Genomic DNA, 16056 nt, shown 5'->3' with positions numbered 1-16056 from the left:
GGGTGGGAGACGGGAGAGGGGCGGGCCGGGGGGAGCCGGCCCGCCCCTCCGGGCGGTGTTCAGGGGTTTGTCACATGCTGGCTACGTCGGCCTGCTTGGCGCGGACGGCCTCGGCGGCCTCCTTGAGGCTGGCCAGCTCGTCGGCGTCCAGGCCGGTCTCGACGACCCGCTTGACGCCCTCCGCGCCGATCTCGGCCTCGACGCCCAGGTAGACCCCGGAGATGCCGAACTCACCGTCGACCCAGGCGCAGACCGGCATGACCGCGCCGGAGTCCTCGGCCACCGCCCTGGCCATCCGCGCGGCGGCAGCGGACGGGGCGTAGTAGGCCGAGCCGGTCTTGAGCAGCGCGACGACCTCGGCGCCACCGTTGCGGGTCTTGACGACCAGCTCCTCGATCTGTTCGGCCGGCATCGCGTCACGCAGCGGCTTGCCGTTGACGGTGCTCTGCGACGGCACCGGGACCATCGTGTCGCCGTGCGAACCGAGGGTCAGCGTCTTCACCGACTTCACCGGCACCTCGAGGGCCTCGGCGACGAAGTTGGTGAACCGGGCGGTGTCCAGCATGCCGGCCTGGCCGAGCACCCGGTTCTTGGGGAACTGGGTGGCGAGCTGGGCCAGCGCGGTCATCTCGTCGAGGGGGTTGGACACCACGATGACGACGGCGTTCGGGGCGTACTTGGCGACGTTCTCGGCGACCTGCCGCACGATCTTGGCGTTGGTCTCCAACAGGTCCATCCGGCTCATCCCCGGCTTGCGGGGCAGACCGGCGGTGATCACCACGACGTCCGAGCCCTCGATGGCCTCGTAGCCCTCGCCGTTGGGGCCGGTGGTGGCGCCGACGACCTTGGTCTCGAAGCCCTCGACCGCGCGGGACTGGTTGAGGTCCAGCGCGAGACCCGCCGGCTTGCCCTCCACGATGTCGGTGATCACGACCGTGTCGAAGACGTCGTACTCGGCCAGGCGCTGTGCGGTGGTGGAGCCGTAGAAACCAGCCCCGACGACAGTGACCTTCTTACCCATGGTCGTCCCACTCCCTGCTACCAGTCGGTTTTCCCGACCGTAACAGTCATCGTGGGACCGTTCAGGCCAGGGGCGGCGGCCGTCCCCGGGATGGGGTCAACGTCACCACCGCCCGGTTCCCGACGAGCGGCGAAGCGGACGGCGGACACCACGGCGGCGGGCACCGCCACCGAGCGGGGCGGATCAGCGCGTGCCGGCGACACCCCGCGCCCGACGGATCAGCGCACTCACCGGATCAGCGCACTCACCGGATCAGCGCGCTCGGCCGGGTCAGCCGCGCTCGGCGCGTTCGACGACGTTGGTGAGCAGCATGGCCCGGGTCATCGGGCCGACGCCGCCCGGCATCGGCGCGAGCCGACCGGCGACCTGCGCCACCTCCGGGTCCACGTCGCCGGTGTACCGCCCCTTGCCGTCGTCCCCGATCACCCGGGTGATGCCGACGTCCACCACGGTGGTGCCGGGGGTGACCATGTCGGCGGTGAGCAGGCCGGGCACCCCGGCGGCGACGACGACGACGTCGGCGGCGCGGGTGTGCGCGGCGAGGTCCAGGGTGCCGGTGTGGCAGAGGGTGACGGTGGCGTTCTCGCTACGCCGGTTGAGCAGCAGGCCGAGCGGGCGGCCGACGGTGTTGCCCCGGCCGACGAGGGCGACGTTGGCGCCGCGCAGCGGCACGTCGTATCGACGGAGCAGCTCGACGATGCCGCGCGGGGTGCAGGGCAGCGGGCCGTCGTAGCCGAGCACCAGCCGGCCCAGGTTCACCGGGTGCAGGCCGTCGGCGTCCTTGTCGGGGTCGATCATCTCCAGGGCCCGCTGGGTGTCCAGGTGCGCCGGGAGCGGCAGCTGGACGATGTAGCCGTGGCAGGCCGGGTCGGCGTTCAGCTCGGCGAGCACGTCGTCGAGCTGCTGCTGGGTGGCGTCGGCGGGCAGCTCCCGGCGGATCGAGGCGATGCCCACCTCGGCACAGTCGCGGTGCTTGCCGTTGACGTAGGCCTCCGAGCCGGGGTCCGCACCGACCAGGACGGTGCCCAGGCCGGGGGTGACACCTCGCTCGGCCAGCGCCTTGACCCGTACCCGCAGCTCGTCCTTGATCTCGGCCGCGGTCGCCTTGCCGTCCAGGATGATCGCCGTCACGACCAGATCGTCTCATGGCCGGCGGACGGCGGGCCGACGACGGGGAGGCGTGACTTTCCGTAACGTGCCGTAAGTCACTGATTGTAATCAAACGGAGAACGGGCCACCGGGCGCGCCGGACGGCCGGGTCGCACCGGGCATGGGCCGGACGGGCGGTCCGCGACCCGCCAGAGACGTAGATCCGGGGCCACCAGCCCCCGGGCCAGGCCTCGACTCACCACGACGAGCAGCCATTTCGACCTCTTCCTCTATCAGATGCACCGCCTGGCGACAAGGGCGCGGGCGGTGACCCGTTATGCGTTCGCAACGCTCCCGTTGTCGATCGGCCGCCCCCGACCTACCGTTGCCAGACGTTGCGCAGAGTCACCCAGCGCCGGGTTCGGCTGCGCTACGTGATGAGATGAGGAGACCCCCATGCGTGTGCGCAGGCTTGCTGCCTGGACCGCTCTCCCGCTCGCGGTGACCCTGGGCCTGGCGGCCTGCGGCTCGGGCGGCGGCAGCGGAACCGGCCAGTCCGACCCCGACGCGGCCGTGCGGATCGAGATCGCCGAGCCGCAGCACCTGGTGCCGACCAACACCAACGAGACGAGCGGTTCGCAGGTGCTCGCCGCCCTGTTCAGCCCGCTTGTCGACTACGACGAGGCCAACAAGCCGTACGAGGTGGCCGCCGAATCGGTCAGTTCCTCGGACAACAAGGTCTGGACGGTCAAGCTCAAGGACGGCTACACCTTCCACAACGGCGAGAAGGTCACCGCCGACAACTACCTCGACGCCTGGAACTACGGCGCGTACGCCCCCAACGGGCAGAACTCCAGCTACTTCTTCGAGAAGATCGCCGGGTACGCCGACCTCCAGGGCGACAAGCCGGAGGCGGAGCGGATGTCCGGGCTGAAGAAGGTCGACGACCTGACCTTCACCGTCACGCTGACCGAGCCGTACAGCGAGTTCAGGTCGATGCTCGGTTACACCGCCTTCTACCCGCTGCCGAAGGCCGCCTTCTCGGGGCCCGGCGTGCTGAAGGAGGGCTACGAGCAGGCCCCGGTCGGGCAGGGCCCGTTCCGGATGAAGGGCTCCTGGCAGCACGACGCCAAGGTCGAGGTGGAGCGCTACGACGCCTTCCCCGGCGAGCAGCCGAAGGTGGGCGGCGTCGAGTTCCGGATCTACCAGCAGCCGACCGCCGCGTACGCGGACGTGCTCTCGGACAACCTCGACGTGATCAAGACGATCCCGACCGAGAACCTGTCTACCGCCGGCACCGACCTGGGTGACCGGTTCCAGCAGAGCCCCGCCTCGTCGCTCCAGGTGCTGGCCTTCCCGACCTTCCAGAAGGAGTTCGGCAACCCCGAGGTCCGCAAGGCCATCTCGATGGCGATCGACCGGGACGAGATCACCAGGTCGATCTTCAAGGACTCCCAGCAGCCGGCCCGCTCGTTCGTCTCGCCGGTGGTCGCGGGCTACCGGGAGAACACCATCGGCGCGGCCGGCGAGTTCGACCCGGCCAAGGCGAAGGCGACGTACGAGGCCGCGGGCGGCCCGAAGAAGATCGAGCTGTCGTACAACGGCGACGGTGGGCACAAGGACTGGATCGACGCGACCTGCAACCAGCTCAAGGCAAACCTGGGCGTGGAGTGCGTAGGCACCGCCGAGCCCAAGTTCGCCGACCTGCTGACCAAGGTCAAGGCGAAGCAGCCGGTGGGCCTTTTCCGGATGGGCTGGGTGATGGACTACCCGTCCATGGAGAACTACCTGGGCCCGCTGTACAGCACGAACGGCTCCTCGAACTACTACGGCTACAGCAACCCCGAGTTCGACAGGCTGCTGGCCGAGGGCGCCAAGGCCCCGAACGAGGAAGCCGCGGTCAAGAAGTACCAGGCGGCGGAGGACCTGCTGGCCAAGGACATGCCGGTGATCCCGCTGCGCTACGGCCAGAACAACTTCGGGCACTCGACCAAGGTGAAGAACGTCCAGATGGACCTCTTCGACCGGGTCGACCTGCTGAAGATCGAGGCGGTCAGCTAGTCCGGACGGCGGCGGCAACGGGGCCGTCGGCGGACGCAGCCGGCAGGACGGGTCGGGTCATCGGTGGACGGTGACCCGACCCGCCTCCATCTTCGCCCCTTTTCGGCAAGACTGCACAGTATGTTCCGCTTCGTTCTGCGGCGTCTGCTCCAGATGGTCCTCGCCTTCTTCGGGACCACGCTGATCGTGTACGCCCTGATGTTCGCCGGCCAGGGCGACCCGATCCAGGCGCTGGCCGGCGAACGGCCGGTCACCCCGGCCCAGCGGGCGTACCTGACGGAGAAGTTCCACCTCGACCGGACCGGCGTCGGCGGCTTCTTCTACCGCTACCTCGACTACCTGAAGAACCTGCTCCAGGGTGACCTCGGCCAGTCGCTGACCGGCCGGTCGATCGGGGACATCCTCGCCGCCGCCTGGCCGGTCACCGTCAAGCTGGCCCTGATCGCGATGGCCGTGACGATCCTGTTCGGGGTCACCGCCGGGGTACTCGCCGGCATCCGCCGGGCCGGTCTCTTCGACAACGCCACGCTGGTGCTGACCCTGCTGGTGCTGGGCATCCCCACCATCGTGCTGGCCCCGCTCGCCCAGTACCTGCTCGGCGTCCGGTGGCCGCTCTTCCCGCCCACCGCCGGGGCCGACCCCGACCTGTTCGCCCTGCTGCTGCCCGGCATCGTGCTCGGCTCGCTCTCGCTGGCCACCGCGCTGCGGCTGACCCGCACCTCGGTCGCCGAGAACCTGCGCGCCGACTACGTACGGACCGCCCGGTCCAAGGGCCTGCTCCGGCGGCGGATAATCGGCGTGCACGTGCTGCGCAACTCGCTGATCCCGGTGATCACCTTCCTCGGCGTCGAGCTGGGCAACCTGATGAGCGGCGCGATCATCACCGAGGGTGTGTTCAACATCCCGGGAGTGGGCTTCAACCTGTTCCGGGGCATCCGCACCGAGGACGGCCCGCTCGTGGTGGGCATCGTCAGCGTGCTCGTCGTCGTCTATCTCGTCGCCAACCTGGTGGTGGACGTCCTGTACGCCGTCCTCGATCCGAGGATCCGCTATGAGTGAGCGCAGTGAGGTGCCGGCATGAGCGACTTCGAGACGGTCGCGGCGACGGAGGACCAGGCCGCCCGGCGGGGGGTCTCCGGTGAGCCCGGCACGCCCGACCGGGTGGGCGTACCGCAGAAGCCCCGCAGCCTGGCCGGGGACGCCTGGCGCGACCTGCGCCGCAAACCGGTCTTCTGGCTCAGCCTGGTGCTGGTCGTGCTGGTCACCGCGATGGCCGCCGTACCGTCGCTGTTCACCGCCAACGACCCGCGCGACTGCGTGCTCTCCCGCCAGCACGCCGGGGCGTCCGGCGGGGCCGTCTTCGGGTACGACTTCCAGGGCTGCGACACGTACGCCCGGGCGGTCTACGGGGCGCGCGCCTCGCTGCTGGTCGGCGCGGTCTCCGCGCTGCTCACCGGGATCATCGCGCTGGTCGTCGGGATGGTGGCCGGCTACTTCGGCCGGTGGGTCGACGCGGTGCTCTCCCGGGTGATCGACATCGTGCTCGGCATCCCGCTGCTGCTGGCCGCGATCGTGCTGCTCAAGCGGGTCAGCACCAGCAGCGACACGGTCCGGCTGTTCGCGGTGATCTTCGTGCTGGCGGTGCTCGGCTGGACCACCGCCGCCCGGGTGGTCCGCTCCTCGGTCATCACCGCCAAGGAGCAGGACTACGTCGCCGCCGCCCGGATGCTCGGCGCGGGCGACGGCCGGATCATGTGGCGGCACATCCTGCCCAACGCGCTCGCCCCGGCGATCGTGGTACTGACCATCGCACTCGGGTCGTTCATCGCCGCCGAGGCCACCCTGAGCTTCCTCGGCATCGGACTGAAGGCCCCGACCATCTCCTGGGGCATCGAGATCGACGCCGGCCGGGTGCACATGCGTGAGTCGGCGACCCCGCTGGTGGTCCCGTCCGCCTTCCTCGCGCTGACAGTGCTCGCCTTCATCATGCTGGGCGACGCCATCCGCGACGCCTTCGACCCGAAACTCCGGTGATCGTCATGCAGGCCACGGCCGCGAGCGCGAGGTGGATCCGGTGACCGGGTCCACGGTCCGGCCCACGCCGGCCTCACCCACCCCGCCCGGCGGGCACCTGCTTGAGGTACGGGACCTGCACGTCGAGTTCCGCACCGGCGAGGGGGTGGCCAAGGTGATCAACGGGGTCTCCTACCATCTGGACCCGGGCGAGACCCTTGCCGTGCTCGGCGAATCCGGCTCCGGCAAGTCGGTCACCGCCCAGGCGATCATGGGCATCCTGGACACCCCACCGGCGGTGATCCGTTCCGGTCAGATCCGCTACCAGGGCCGTGACCTGCTGACCCTGCCCGAGGAGCAGCGTCGGCAGGTGCGCGGCAAGGAGATCGCGATCATCTTCCAGGACGCCCTGTCCGCGTTGAACCCGGTCTTCCCGGTCGGCTGGCAGATCGGCGAGACGCTGCGGCAGCGCGACCGGATGTCCCGCGCCGACGCCCGCCGACGGACCGTCGAGCTGATGGACCTGGTACGCATTCCCGGGGCGGCCGGACGGCTCGGCGACCATCCGCACCAGTTCTCCGGCGGCATGCGGCAACGCGTGATGATCGCGATGGCGCTGGCGCTGGCCCCGAAGGTGCTCATCGCCGACGAGCCGACCACCGCCCTCGACGTCACCGTGCAGGCCCAGATCATGGACCTGCTGGCCGACCTGCGACGCGACCTCGACATGGCGATGATCCTGATCACCCACGACCTGGGCGTGGTGGCCGGCGTCGCGGACCGGATCGCGGTGATGTACGCCGGCCGGATCGTCGAGCACGCCGACGTCCGCGCGCTGTACCGGGCGCCCGCCCACCCGTACACCAAGGGGTTGCTGGCCTCGATTCCCCGGCTGGACGTACGCGGCCGGGAGCTGTCCACGATCCGGGGACTGCCCCCGAACCTGATGCGGATCCCCACCGGCTGCCCGTTCCACCCCCGCTGCCCGTACGCCCGGCAGGTCTGTGTGGACGTGGTGCCCGACGACCTGGTCCTCGCCGACGGCCGGACCAGCGCGTGCCACTTCGCGCAGGAGGTCCACGATGACCGCGCCCGCTAGCCCGGCCAAGGTCCGGGGCGAGACCATCCTCGCCGTCGAAGACCTGGTCAAACACTTCCCGATCACCCGGGGCGTGGTCTTCCGGCGACAGGTCGGCGCGGTGCGGGCCGTCGACGGGGTGAGCTTCACGCTGCACCGGGGCGAGACGCTCGGCATCGTCGGCGAGTCCGGCTGCGGCAAGTCGACCCTCGCCCGGCTGCTGATGCGACTGGAGACGCCGACCTCCGGCCGGGCCACCCTGGAGGGCCGGGACCTGCTCTCCGCCTCCGGGGGCGAGCTGCGCCGGCTGCGCCGCAACATGCAGATGGTGATGCAGGACCCGTACACCTCGCTGAACCCGCGGATGACTGTCGGCGACATCATCGGCGAGCCGTTCGACATCCACCCGGACGCCGCGCCGAAGGGCAGCAAGCGCGGCCGGGTGCAGGAGCTGCTGGACGTGGTCGGGCTCAACCCCGAGCACGTCAACCGCTATCCGCACCAGTTCTCCGGTGGCCAGCGGCAGCGCATCGGCATCGCCCGCGCGCTCGCCCTGCGCCCCGAGGTGATCGTCTGCGACGAGCCGGTCTCCGCCCTGGACGTCTCGATCCAGGCGCAGGTGATCAACCTGCTGGAGCAGCTCCAGGACGAGTTCGGGCTGTCCTACATCTTCATCGCGCACGACCTGTCGGTGGTCCGGCACATCTGTGACCGGGTCGCGGTGATGTACCTGGGCCGGATCGTCGAGATCGGCACCGAGGAGGAGATCTACGAGCGGGCCACCCACCCGTACACCCAGGCGCTGCTCTCCGCGGTGCCGGTGCCCGACCCGGACGCCCGCGACGCCGCCGGCATCATCCGGCTGACCGGTGACGTGCCCAGCCCGGCCGACCCGCCGTCCGGCTGCCACTTCCGCACCCGCTGCTGGAAGGCCGAGGACATCTGCGCCCGCGAGGACCCGCCGACCGTCCCCCGACCCGCCGACCCGCACCCCAGCGCCTGCCACTTCGCCGCGCTGCGCCCCCCACCACCCGCCGCGCCCGAGGTCTGACCCCGGTCAGCTGCGGCCGCCGGCCCGGCCCAGCGGGCAGCGCGCCGGTCAGCCGCAGCTGAACACGGGTGGCGTCAGTGGAAGAAGTGGCGGGTGCCGGTCAGGTACATGGTGACGCCCGCCTGCTTGCAGGCGGCGATGGTGTCCTCGTCGCGGATCGAGCCGCCGGGCTGGACGATCGCCTTCACCCCGGCGTCGATCAGGATCTGGACGCCGTCGGCGAACGGGAAGAAGGCGTCCGAGGCGGCGACGGCACCCCGGGCGCGCTCCGCACCGGCCCGACTGACCGCCAGCCGGGCCGAGTCGACCCGGTTCACCTGTCCCATCCCGACCCCGACCGAAGCGCCGTCGCGGGCCAGCAGGATCGCGTTGCTCTTCACCGCGCGGACCGCCCGCCAGGCCAGCGCCAGGTCCCGCAGGGTCGCCTCGTCGGCCGCCTCGCCGGTGGCCAGCCGCCAGTTCGCCGGGTCGTCGCCCGCGGCGTCGATCCGGTCCCGCTGCTGTACGAGGACACCGCCGGTGACCTGCCGCCACTCGGCCGGCAGCGGCTGGAAGGCCGGGGCGCGCAGCAGCCGGATGTTCTTCTTGCCCTGGAGGATCTCCACAGCGCCGGGCGCGAACCCCGGGGCCACGAGCACCTCGGTGAAGATCTCCGCGACCTGCCCGGCCAGCTCCACCGAGACCGGCCGGTTGACGGCGATCACCCCGCCGAAGGCGGAGACCGGGTCGCAGGCGTGGGCCTTGCGGTGGGCCTCGGCGACGTCCGTGCCGACGGCGATGCCGCACGGGTTGGCGTGCTTGATGATCGCCACCGCCGGCTCGTCGGGGAAGTCGTTCGCGGCCCGCCAGGCGGCGTCGGCGTCGACGTAGTTGTTGTAGGACATCTCCTTGCCGTGCAGCTGCTCGGCCTGGGCCAGCCCGGCCGGGCTGGCCGGGTCGGCGTAGACGGCCGCCCCCTGGTGCGGGTTCTCGCCGTAGCGCAGCGTCGCCTGCCGGCGCAGGGCCAACCCGGCGAAGGCCGGCCAGCCCTCGCCGTCCGGGGCGGCGGTGGTGGCGAACCAGTCGGCGACCGCCACGTCGTACTCGGCGATGTCGGCGAAGGCGCGGGCGGCGAGCGCCCGGCGCTGGGCCAGCGTGAAACCCCCCTCGGCCAGCGCGGCGACAAGCGCCGGGTACGCGGCCGGGTCGGTCACCACGGCGACCGAGGCGTGGTTCTTGGCGGCGGCCCGGACCATCGCCGGCCCCCCGATGTCGATCTGCTCGACGCACTCGTCAGGCGACGCGCCGGAGGCGACGGTGGCCTGGAACGGGTACAGGTTGGAGACCAGGACGTCGATCCCGGCGATGCCGTGCGCGTCGAGCTGGGCGGCGTGCGAGTCCTTGCGCAGGTCGGCCAGGAGACCGCCGTGGATCCCGGGATGCAGGGTCTTCACCCGGCCGTCCAGGATCTCGGGGAAACCGGTCACCTGCTCGACCGGGGTCACCGGCACGCCCGCGCCGGAGATCGTCGACGCGGTGGAACCGGTCGAGACGAGCTCCACCCCGGCCTCGTGCAGCGCGCGGGCCAGCTCGACCACACCACTCTTGTCGTAGACGCTGACCAGCGCCCGCCTGATCGGGCGGCGGGAGTCCTGCGTGGCACTCACGGAACGGTGACCTTTCTTCCGGTGATCGTCCAACCTGCACGAACCAGCCGACCGACCTGCTCGACGAGCTGGCGGCGCTCGGCTTCCTTGATGCGCTCGGTGAGCGTCTGCTCGTCGTCGTCGTCGCGGACCGGCACGGCGACCTGCGCGACGATCGGGCCGGTGTCCATCCCGGCGTCGACGAAGAAGAGGGTGGCCCCGGTGATCTTCACGCCGTAGGCGAGCGCGTCCCGGGGACCGTGGATGCCGGGGAACGCCGGCAGCAGGGTGTTGTGGGTGTTCAGGTACCGGTCGCCGAAGGCGGTCAGGAACTGCGGCCCGACCAGCTTGAGGAAGCCGGCGGAGATGACCAGGTCGGGCCGGTGCCCGGCGACGTGCGCGGTGAGGGCCTCGTCCCAGTCCGCCCGGGTGGGGTGGTCCTTCACCCGCTCGACGAAGGTCGGCACCCCGGCGGCGGCGGCCCGGTCCAGGCCGGCGATGCCGTCCCGGTCGGCACCGACGGCCACCACCCGGGCCCGGTAACCGGGGTCGGCGGCGGCGTCCAGCAGCGCCTGGAGGTTGCTGCCGGAGCCGGAGACGAGGACGACGAGGCGGGCGACGGACGCGGGCTCGGACACCGGGCAACCCTAGCGGGCAGGTCGGCCCGCCCATCTGCCGGGCGGCGACGTTTCGGGTGATCACACGTGTCGCCCCGGCACGATACGCTGCCGGTCGCCCGGTGGCCGGACCACGTCCGGCCACCGCACCCTTTACCAATGATCAGGTACGGACGCCGTACCGACGTGAACGAGGAGCACCACGATGCAGCCCGGCTACCCCAACCCGCAGCAGCCGATCAACAACAACATGACCCCGTCGATCGTGGCCATTTTCTTCTTCTGGCCGCTGGCGATCCCCGCCATCATCAACGCCTCGAAGGTCAACCCGCTGCTCCAGCAGGGCGACTACGCGGGCGCCGAGGCCGCCGCCCGGGAGTCCAAGAAGTGGTCGAAGCTGGCCTTCATCATCGGTGCCGTCTGGCTCGTCATCGTGCTGCTCTGCTGCATCTTCGGTGGTGTGATGGGTGCGATCGGCGGCAACACCAGCACGAGCAGCTACTGACGGACCACGACTGAGGAGCACCCGAGATGCAGCCCGGAAACCCCGGCCAGGACCCGTACGGCCAGCAGCCCCCGCACGACCCGTACGGGCAGCAGCCCGTGTCGGGCCAGCCGCAGGACCCGTACGCCGCGCCGCAGGCGCCGTACGGGCAGCAGCCGGCGGCACCGTACGGGCAGCAGCCTCAGTACGGGCAGCAGCCGCACGACCCGTACGGCCCTCCGCCCACCTCGGGCCAGCCGTACGGCCAGCCAGACCCGTACGGCCAGCCGGTCGGCAAGGACCCGTACGCGCAGCAGCCGTACGGCGCGGCGGCCTCCTACCCGGGGGCCGGCTACCCGGCGCCCCAGGGGCAGCAGAACACCCTCGGCCTGGTGTCGTTGATCCTCGGCATCGCGTCGATCCCGCTGCTCTGCTGCGCCTTCCTGGGCATCCCGCTCGGCATCGGCGCGGTGGTCACCGGCTGGCTGGGAATGCAGAAGGCGGCCCAGGGGCTGGCCGGTAACGCCGGTCAGGCCAAGGCCGGCCTGATCTGCGGGGCGGTGGCGGTCGGGCTCGGCATCCTGCTGGTGCTCCTCAACCTCATCGGCACCTTCACGCTGCCCACCTCGCCCTGACCAGGCGCGCGGCGAAGGGCGTCCCGGCATCGTCCGGGGCGCCCTTCGCCGCGCGCGGCAGCGGCCCGCCGCCGTGCGCGGCCTGCCCGCGACCGTCACCTGCCGGCGTCGGGGACGTCGGACCGGCGCTCGGGCACCGGCAACCGGGACCCGGGCGGTGCGGGGGGCGGGCGGTCAGTCACGCACCGGCCGGGACGGCCTGTCCTGGGACGCACCGGGCAGATCGAGGGTCGCCCGGGGCCGGTCGGCGGGCGGGCGGGACCGGTCGGCAGGCGGGCGGGACCGGTCGGCAGGCGGGCGGGACCGGGCCGACGGGCGGGGACCGGACGACGGGCGGGCGAGGACCTTGGCGCTGGCGGCCCCGAGCAGCGCGCCGACCGTCACCACCGCGGTCGCCACCGCCGCCACCTGCCAGGGCACCGGGCCGATCTCGGCCAGCCGGCCGCCGCCGAGCGGGCCGCCGGAGGCCGCCGCGGCGAGCCCGACGACCAGGCCGACCACCGGCCCGGCGAGGGCAGCCGGGCCGAGCAGCGCCGACCAGCTCACGGCGACCCGGTCGTCACCGTCCGGGCGCAGCAGCCGGCGGCCGAGCAGCCAACCCGCCGTCATGCCGGCCAGCACCGGCACCGCCAGCAGCACCGCCCCGAGCCCGTCGACCGGGCCGCTGGGCAGGCCGGCGAGCAGTGGTACGGCCGGTAGCGACCCGACGGAGACCTCGCTGAGCCGCACCGCCGTGTCGGTGCCGACGGCGAATCCGGGACCGAGCAGGTAGGCGGTCGACCAGACGGTGGCGTTCGGCGCGTAGGCCAGACTGACCAGGGTGATGCCGGCCTGGCCGGCGACCCCGGTCCGGTAGGCCCCGATCAGGTCGGCGGCGTCTCCCCCACCGGTCGCCACCGCCAGCCCGGCCGCGCCGGCACCGGCCCCGAGCAGCAGCAGACCGGCGACCAGGCCGGTGCGGACGCCGTCGCGCAGCACCGCCGGCGCGCGGGCGGCGAACAGGCCTGCCACGCCGGTGGTGCGGACCGCCCCGACCAGGGCGGCCAGCGTGCCGAAGAGCAACAGGGTGGCCCCGGACCGGACCGGGGAGACCCGCAGTCCGGCGTGGTCGACCAGCAGCGCGGCCAGGACGCCGAACAGGGCGTACCCGGTGCCGACCGCGACGGCGACGGCGACGGTCTGCCGGGGTGACCGGCCACCGCGCGCGCCCACCGCCCGGCTGGTGTGCACCCCGGCCCGGCCCAGCCGCCAGAACGCGAGCGCGGCGAGCGCCAGCGGGACGAGGCCGAGCGGGCCTGCGGTGGTCTGCAGCGGCACACCGTGCCCGAGCAGCCAACCGGCCAGCCCGGCGCGCAGCGCACCGACCACCGAGCCGGCGTCCTCGCTGAACTGGGCCACCCCGAGCACCACCGCCACCGGCAGGTACGAGGTGAGGGCGGCACCCGCGGCGGCCACCCCGGCGGCGACCGGCAGCGGCGCCCGGGAGCGCCCGGACTGCTCCGGCCGACGGGGGGCGGGCACCCGGGGGCCACCGGCGCGACCGGGCGGCCTACCGCCGGCACGGACACCGGCGGGACGGCGCGGCTGATCAGGGGTGTTCGAGGACATCGGCTCTACTCTGGCACGTCGGACCGGTGGTGGCTGCCCGTCGGACCCGCGCGGACCCGGCGAGTTCCGTGATCCACCGCCGTCGGGCGCCGATCCGGTCTAGCCTCGGCGCAGGGACGCGACCGAAGTCGCGGCACCGACCGTCCGGAGGAAGTCGTGAACGCTGGGTACCCACCGCCCCCGCCGCCGGCTGCGGCCGGGCGGGACCGCACCACGCTCTGGGGGGTGCTCGGCATCGTCCTCGGCCTGATCTGCTGCGGCATCCTGGGCATCATCTTCGGCTATCTGTCGATCCGGGACGCCAAACGGTACGGCCAGTCGCCGGTCCTCGGCTACCTGGCCATCGCGTTCGGCGTGATCAACATCATCGGCACCGCGATCTGGCGGGCCAGCGGGACGTACCCGCTCTGGAACAACAACTGAGGGGGCCGACCGTCTCCGGTCGACCCCCTCGGTGGTCCTGTCGCCCGCCGGTGCCGGGCCCGGCGGCCCAGCCGCCCGCTCGGCGGCCCGGCCCCGGGTGACAGGGGCGGTACGGTCGGTGGCTCAGCGGCCGGACATCAGCTCCCGCATCAGCCTGGCGGTCTCGGTCGGGGTCTTGCCGACCTTGACGCCGACCGCCTCCAGCGCCTGCTGCTTGGCCTCGGCGGTGCCCGCCGAGCCGGAGATGATCGCGCCGGCGTGCCCCATGGTCTTGCCGGGGGGCGCGGTGAAGCCGGCGATGTAACCGACCACCGGCTTGGTGACGTTGTCCCTGATGAAGTCGGCGGCCCGCTCCTCGGCGTCGCCGCCGATCTCACCGATCATCACGATCGCGTCGGTGTCCGGGTCGGCCTCGAACGCGGCCAGGGCGTCGATGTGGGTGGTCCCGATGATCGGGTCACCGCCGATGCCGACGCAGGTGGAGAAGCCGATGTCGCGCAGCTCGTACATCATCTGGTAGGTCAGCGTGCCGCTCTTGCTGACCAGGCCGATCCGGCCGGAGCCGGTGATGTCGGCCGGGATGATGCCCGCGTTGGAGGCGCCCGGCGAGGCGATGCCGGGGCAGTTCGGCCCGATGATCCGGGTCTGCTCGCCCCTGGCCACGTTGTACGCCCAGAACGAGGCGGTGTCGTGCACCGGCACGCCCTCGGTGATCACCACGGCGAGCGGGATCTGCGCGTCGATCGCCTCGATCACCGCGCCCTTGGTGAACTGCGGCGGCACGAAGATCACCGTGACGTCCGCCCCGGTCTCCCGCATCGCGTCCGCGACGGAGGCGAAGACCGGCAGCTCGGTGCCGTCGAAGTCGACGGTGGTGCCGGCCTTGCGCGGGTTCACGCCACCGACGACCGAGGTGCCGGCGGCGAGCATCCGCCGGGTGTGCTTGGAACCCTCGGACCCGGTCATCCCCTGCACGATGACCTTGGATTCCTTGGTCAGCCAGATCGCCATCGTCAGACCCCCGCAGCTGCCAGCTCGGCGGCCCGCTCGGCCGCGCCGTCCATGGTGTCGACCCGCTGCACCAGCGGGTTCCCGGCGCCGTCGAGGATCGCCCGACCGGCCTCCGCGTTGTTGCCGTCGAGCCGGACGACGAGCGGCTTGGTGACCTTCTCGCCGCGCTCCTCCAGCAGGGCCAGCGCCTGGATGATGCCGTTGGCGACCTCGTCGCAGGCGGTGATGCCGCCGAAGACGTTGACGAAGACGCTGCGCACCGACGGGTCGGAGAGCACGATCTCCAGACCGTTGGCCATCACCGCGGCGCTCGCGCCACCGCCGATGTCGAGGAAGTTGGCCGGCTTGACGTTGCCGTGCCGCTCACCCGCGTAGGCCACCACGTCGAGGGTGGACATGACCAGACCCGCGCCGTTGCCGATGATGCCGACCTCGCCGTCGAGCTTGACGTAGTTGAGGTCCTTCTCCTTGGCGGCCTGCTCCAGCGGGTCCACCGCGGCCTGGTCGACCAGGGCCTCGTGGTCCGGGTGCCGGAAGCCGGCGTTCTCGTCCAGCGTGATCTTGGCGTCGAGCAGCAGGAGCGTGCCGTCGCCCGTCGTGGCCAGCGGGTTCACCTCGACCAGGGTGGCGTCCTCGGCGACGAACGCCTTCCACAGCCCCACCGCTACCGCGACGACCTGGTCGGCGACCTCGGCCGGGAAACCGGCCGCGTCCACGATCTCCCGGGCCTTCGCCTCGTCCACGCCCTCGACCGCGTCGATCGGGGCCTTGACCACCTTGTCGGGGGTGTCGGCGGCGACCTGCTCGATGTCCATGCCGCCGGCGACGCTGGCGATGCAGAGGAAGGTGCGGTTCGCCCGGTCGAGCAGGTACGAGAAGTAGTACTCCTCGGCCACGTCCGCGGTCACCGTGATCATGACCTTGTGGACGGTGTGACCCTTGATGTCCATGCCGAGGATGTCGGTGGCCCTGGCCACCGTCTCGTCGGCGCCCTCGGCCAGCTTGACGCCGCCGGCCTTGCCTCGGCCACCGACCTTCACCTGCGCCTTGACGACCACCCGACCGCCGAGGCGTTCGGCGATCGCGCGGGCCTCCTCCGGGGTAGTGGCGACGCCGCCGGCGAGCACAGGCAAGCCGTGCCGCTCGAACAGGTCCCGCCCCTGGTACTCGTACAGGTCCACGATTGCGCGTCCCGTCCCGTCTCCGCGGCGCGCCGTCGCGCCGCCGCCAGCGTTGTGGAAACTCCGTTGACGCCTGTCATCAGTTGAAACAGGCCATTGGCCGCAGCCTAGCGAGGTGGGCACCGGCGGCAACCGAGCGGGTGCGCGGTGTGCGGTAAT

Annotated in this window: 14 protein-coding genes and 1 pseudogene; 8 read left to right on the top strand and 7 right to left on the bottom strand. The window is 72.0% G+C overall.

The window, feature by feature from the left end; all coding sequences use genetic code 11:
• Positions 1 to 70 precede the first annotated feature (70 nt).
• Together AC0AIB_RS17960 and AC0AIB_RS17955 are read right to left on the bottom strand one after the other, a co-directional pair.
• A complete protein-coding gene (locus AC0AIB_RS17960) occupies positions 71 to 1021 on the bottom strand; it encodes a malate dehydrogenase (RefSeq protein ID WP_465097104.1) in 951 nt (316 codons plus the stop codon).
• A gap of 270 nt (positions 1022 to 1291) precedes the next feature.
• The gene (locus tag AC0AIB_RS17955; RefSeq protein WP_328343056.1) at positions 1292 to 2152 is read right to left on the bottom strand and encodes a bifunctional methylenetetrahydrofolate dehydrogenase/methenyltetrahydrofolate cyclohydrolase; all 861 of its coding nucleotides are present in this window, start codon (positions 2150 to 2152) and stop codon (positions 1292 to 1294) included.
• A gap of 414 nt (positions 2153 to 2566) precedes the next feature.
• Between AC0AIB_RS17955 and AC0AIB_RS17950 the strand changes: the two genes are divergently transcribed.
• The 5 genes from AC0AIB_RS17950 (at position 2567) to AC0AIB_RS17930 (ending at position 8313) form a co-directional block, all read left to right on the top strand.
• The gene (locus AC0AIB_RS17950) at positions 2567 to 4171 is read left to right on the top strand and encodes a peptide ABC transporter substrate-binding protein (protein WP_328343055.1); all 1605 of its coding nucleotides are present in this window, start codon (positions 2567 to 2569) and stop codon (positions 4169 to 4171) included.
• Between the two features lie 120 nt (positions 4172 to 4291).
• Complete coding sequence (locus AC0AIB_RS17945; protein ID WP_328343054.1) at positions 4292 to 5230, top strand: ABC transporter permease; 939 nt, start codon at positions 4292 to 4294, stop codon at positions 5228 to 5230.
• 18 nt (positions 5231 to 5248) lie between these two features.
• The gene (locus tag AC0AIB_RS17940) at positions 5249 to 6205 is read left to right on the top strand and encodes an ABC transporter permease (protein ID WP_328343052.1); all 957 of its coding nucleotides are present in this window, start codon (positions 5249 to 5251) and stop codon (positions 6203 to 6205) included.
• A gap of 40 nt (positions 6206 to 6245) precedes the next feature.
• A complete protein-coding gene (locus tag AC0AIB_RS17935; RefSeq protein WP_465097103.1) occupies positions 6246 to 7283 on the top strand; it encodes an ABC transporter ATP-binding protein in 1038 nt (345 codons plus the stop codon).
• A complete protein-coding gene (locus tag AC0AIB_RS17930) occupies positions 7267 to 8313 on the top strand; it encodes an ABC transporter ATP-binding protein (RefSeq protein ID WP_328343049.1) in 1047 nt (348 codons plus the stop codon). Before AC0AIB_RS17935 ends, AC0AIB_RS17930 begins: the two co-directional genes overlap by 17 nt.
• A 74-nt stretch (positions 8314 to 8387) precedes the next feature.
• Here AC0AIB_RS17930 and purH read toward each other — a convergent pair whose 3' ends face one another.
• Together purH and purN are read right to left on the bottom strand one after the other, a co-directional pair.
• Positions 8388 to 9959, bottom strand: a complete 1572-nt coding sequence (purH, locus tag AC0AIB_RS17925; protein ID WP_465097102.1) for a bifunctional phosphoribosylaminoimidazolecarboxamide formyltransferase/IMP cyclohydrolase — start codon at positions 9957 to 9959, stop codon at positions 8388 to 8390.
• The gene (gene purN, locus AC0AIB_RS17920; protein ID WP_328343045.1) at positions 9956 to 10576 is read right to left on the bottom strand and encodes a phosphoribosylglycinamide formyltransferase; all 621 of its coding nucleotides are present in this window, start codon (positions 10574 to 10576) and stop codon (positions 9956 to 9958) included. The genes purH and purN overlap by 4 nt, the downstream gene beginning before the upstream one ends.
• A gap of 184 nt (positions 10577 to 10760) precedes the next feature.
• Between purN and AC0AIB_RS17915 the strand changes: the two genes are divergently transcribed.
• The gene (locus tag AC0AIB_RS17915) at positions 10761 to 11060 is read left to right on the top strand and encodes a CD225/dispanin family protein (RefSeq protein WP_328343043.1); all 300 of its coding nucleotides are present in this window, start codon (positions 10761 to 10763) and stop codon (positions 11058 to 11060) included.
• Between the two features lie 26 nt (positions 11061 to 11086).
• Positions 11087 to 11674, top strand: a complete 588-nt coding sequence (locus tag AC0AIB_RS17910) for a DUF4190 domain-containing protein (protein WP_328343041.1) — start codon at positions 11087 to 11089, stop codon at positions 11672 to 11674.
• A gap of 333 nt (positions 11675 to 12007) precedes the next feature.
• On the opposite strand, the pseudogene AC0AIB_RS17905 reads toward AC0AIB_RS17910, so the two are convergent.
• Positions 12008 to 13282 (bottom strand): annotated as a pseudogene (locus AC0AIB_RS17905) (cell division protein PerM); the annotation flags it as partial.
• 156 nt (positions 13283 to 13438) lie between these two features.
• Between AC0AIB_RS17905 and AC0AIB_RS17900 the strand changes: the two are divergent.
• Entirely contained in the window at positions 13439 to 13705 is a 267-nt protein-coding gene (locus tag AC0AIB_RS17900; protein ID WP_328343039.1) for a DUF4190 domain-containing protein, read from the top strand.
• Between the two features lie 123 nt (positions 13706 to 13828).
• On the opposite strand, the gene sucD is transcribed toward AC0AIB_RS17900, so the two are convergent.
• Both sucD and sucC read right to left on the bottom strand, forming a co-directional pair.
• On the bottom strand, positions 13829 to 14716 hold the full coding sequence (gene sucD, locus AC0AIB_RS17895) for a succinate--CoA ligase subunit alpha (protein WP_328343038.1): 888 nt from the start codon (positions 14714 to 14716) through the stop codon (positions 13829 to 13831).
• A gap of 2 nt (positions 14717 to 14718) precedes the next feature.
• On the bottom strand, positions 14719 to 15897 hold the full coding sequence (gene sucC / locus AC0AIB_RS17890; protein WP_328343036.1) for an ADP-forming succinate--CoA ligase subunit beta: 1179 nt from the start codon (positions 15895 to 15897) through the stop codon (positions 14719 to 14721).
• Between the last annotated feature and the right edge of the window lie 159 nt (positions 15898 to 16056).

The organism is Micromonospora sp. DSM 43699 (assembly GCF_055517075.1).
Note: the sequence above shows the minus strand (reverse complement) of the source record. Positions and strands in the feature narration are given on the sequence as shown.

Coding starts and splice junctions, on each gene's coding strand:
- AC0AIB_RS17950 (WP_328343055.1), top strand. CDS start 2,567: ATGCGTGTGCGCAGGCTTGCTGCCTGGACCGCTCTCCCGCTCGCGGTG.
- AC0AIB_RS17910 (WP_328343041.1), top strand. CDS start 11,087: ATGCAGCCCGGAAACCCCGGCCAGGACCCGTACGGCCAGCAGCCCCCG.
- AC0AIB_RS17945 (WP_328343054.1), top strand. CDS start 4,292: ATGTTCCGCTTCGTTCTGCGGCGTCTGCTCCAGATGGTCCTCGCCTTC.
- AC0AIB_RS17940 (WP_328343052.1), top strand. CDS start 5,249: ATGAGCGACTTCGAGACGGTCGCGGCGACGGAGGACCAGGCCGCCCGG.
- AC0AIB_RS17960 (WP_465097104.1), bottom strand. CDS start 1,021: ATGGGTAAGAAGGTCACTGTCGTCGGGGCTGGTTTCTACGGCTCCACC.
- AC0AIB_RS17930 (WP_328343049.1), top strand. CDS start 7,267: ATGACCGCGCCCGCTAGCCCGGCCAAGGTCCGGGGCGAGACCATCCTC.
- sucD (WP_328343038.1), bottom strand. CDS start 14,716: ATGGCGATCTGGCTGACCAAGGAATCCAAGGTCATCGTGCAGGGGATG.
- AC0AIB_RS17915 (WP_328343043.1), top strand. CDS start 10,761: ATGCAGCCCGGCTACCCCAACCCGCAGCAGCCGATCAACAACAACATG.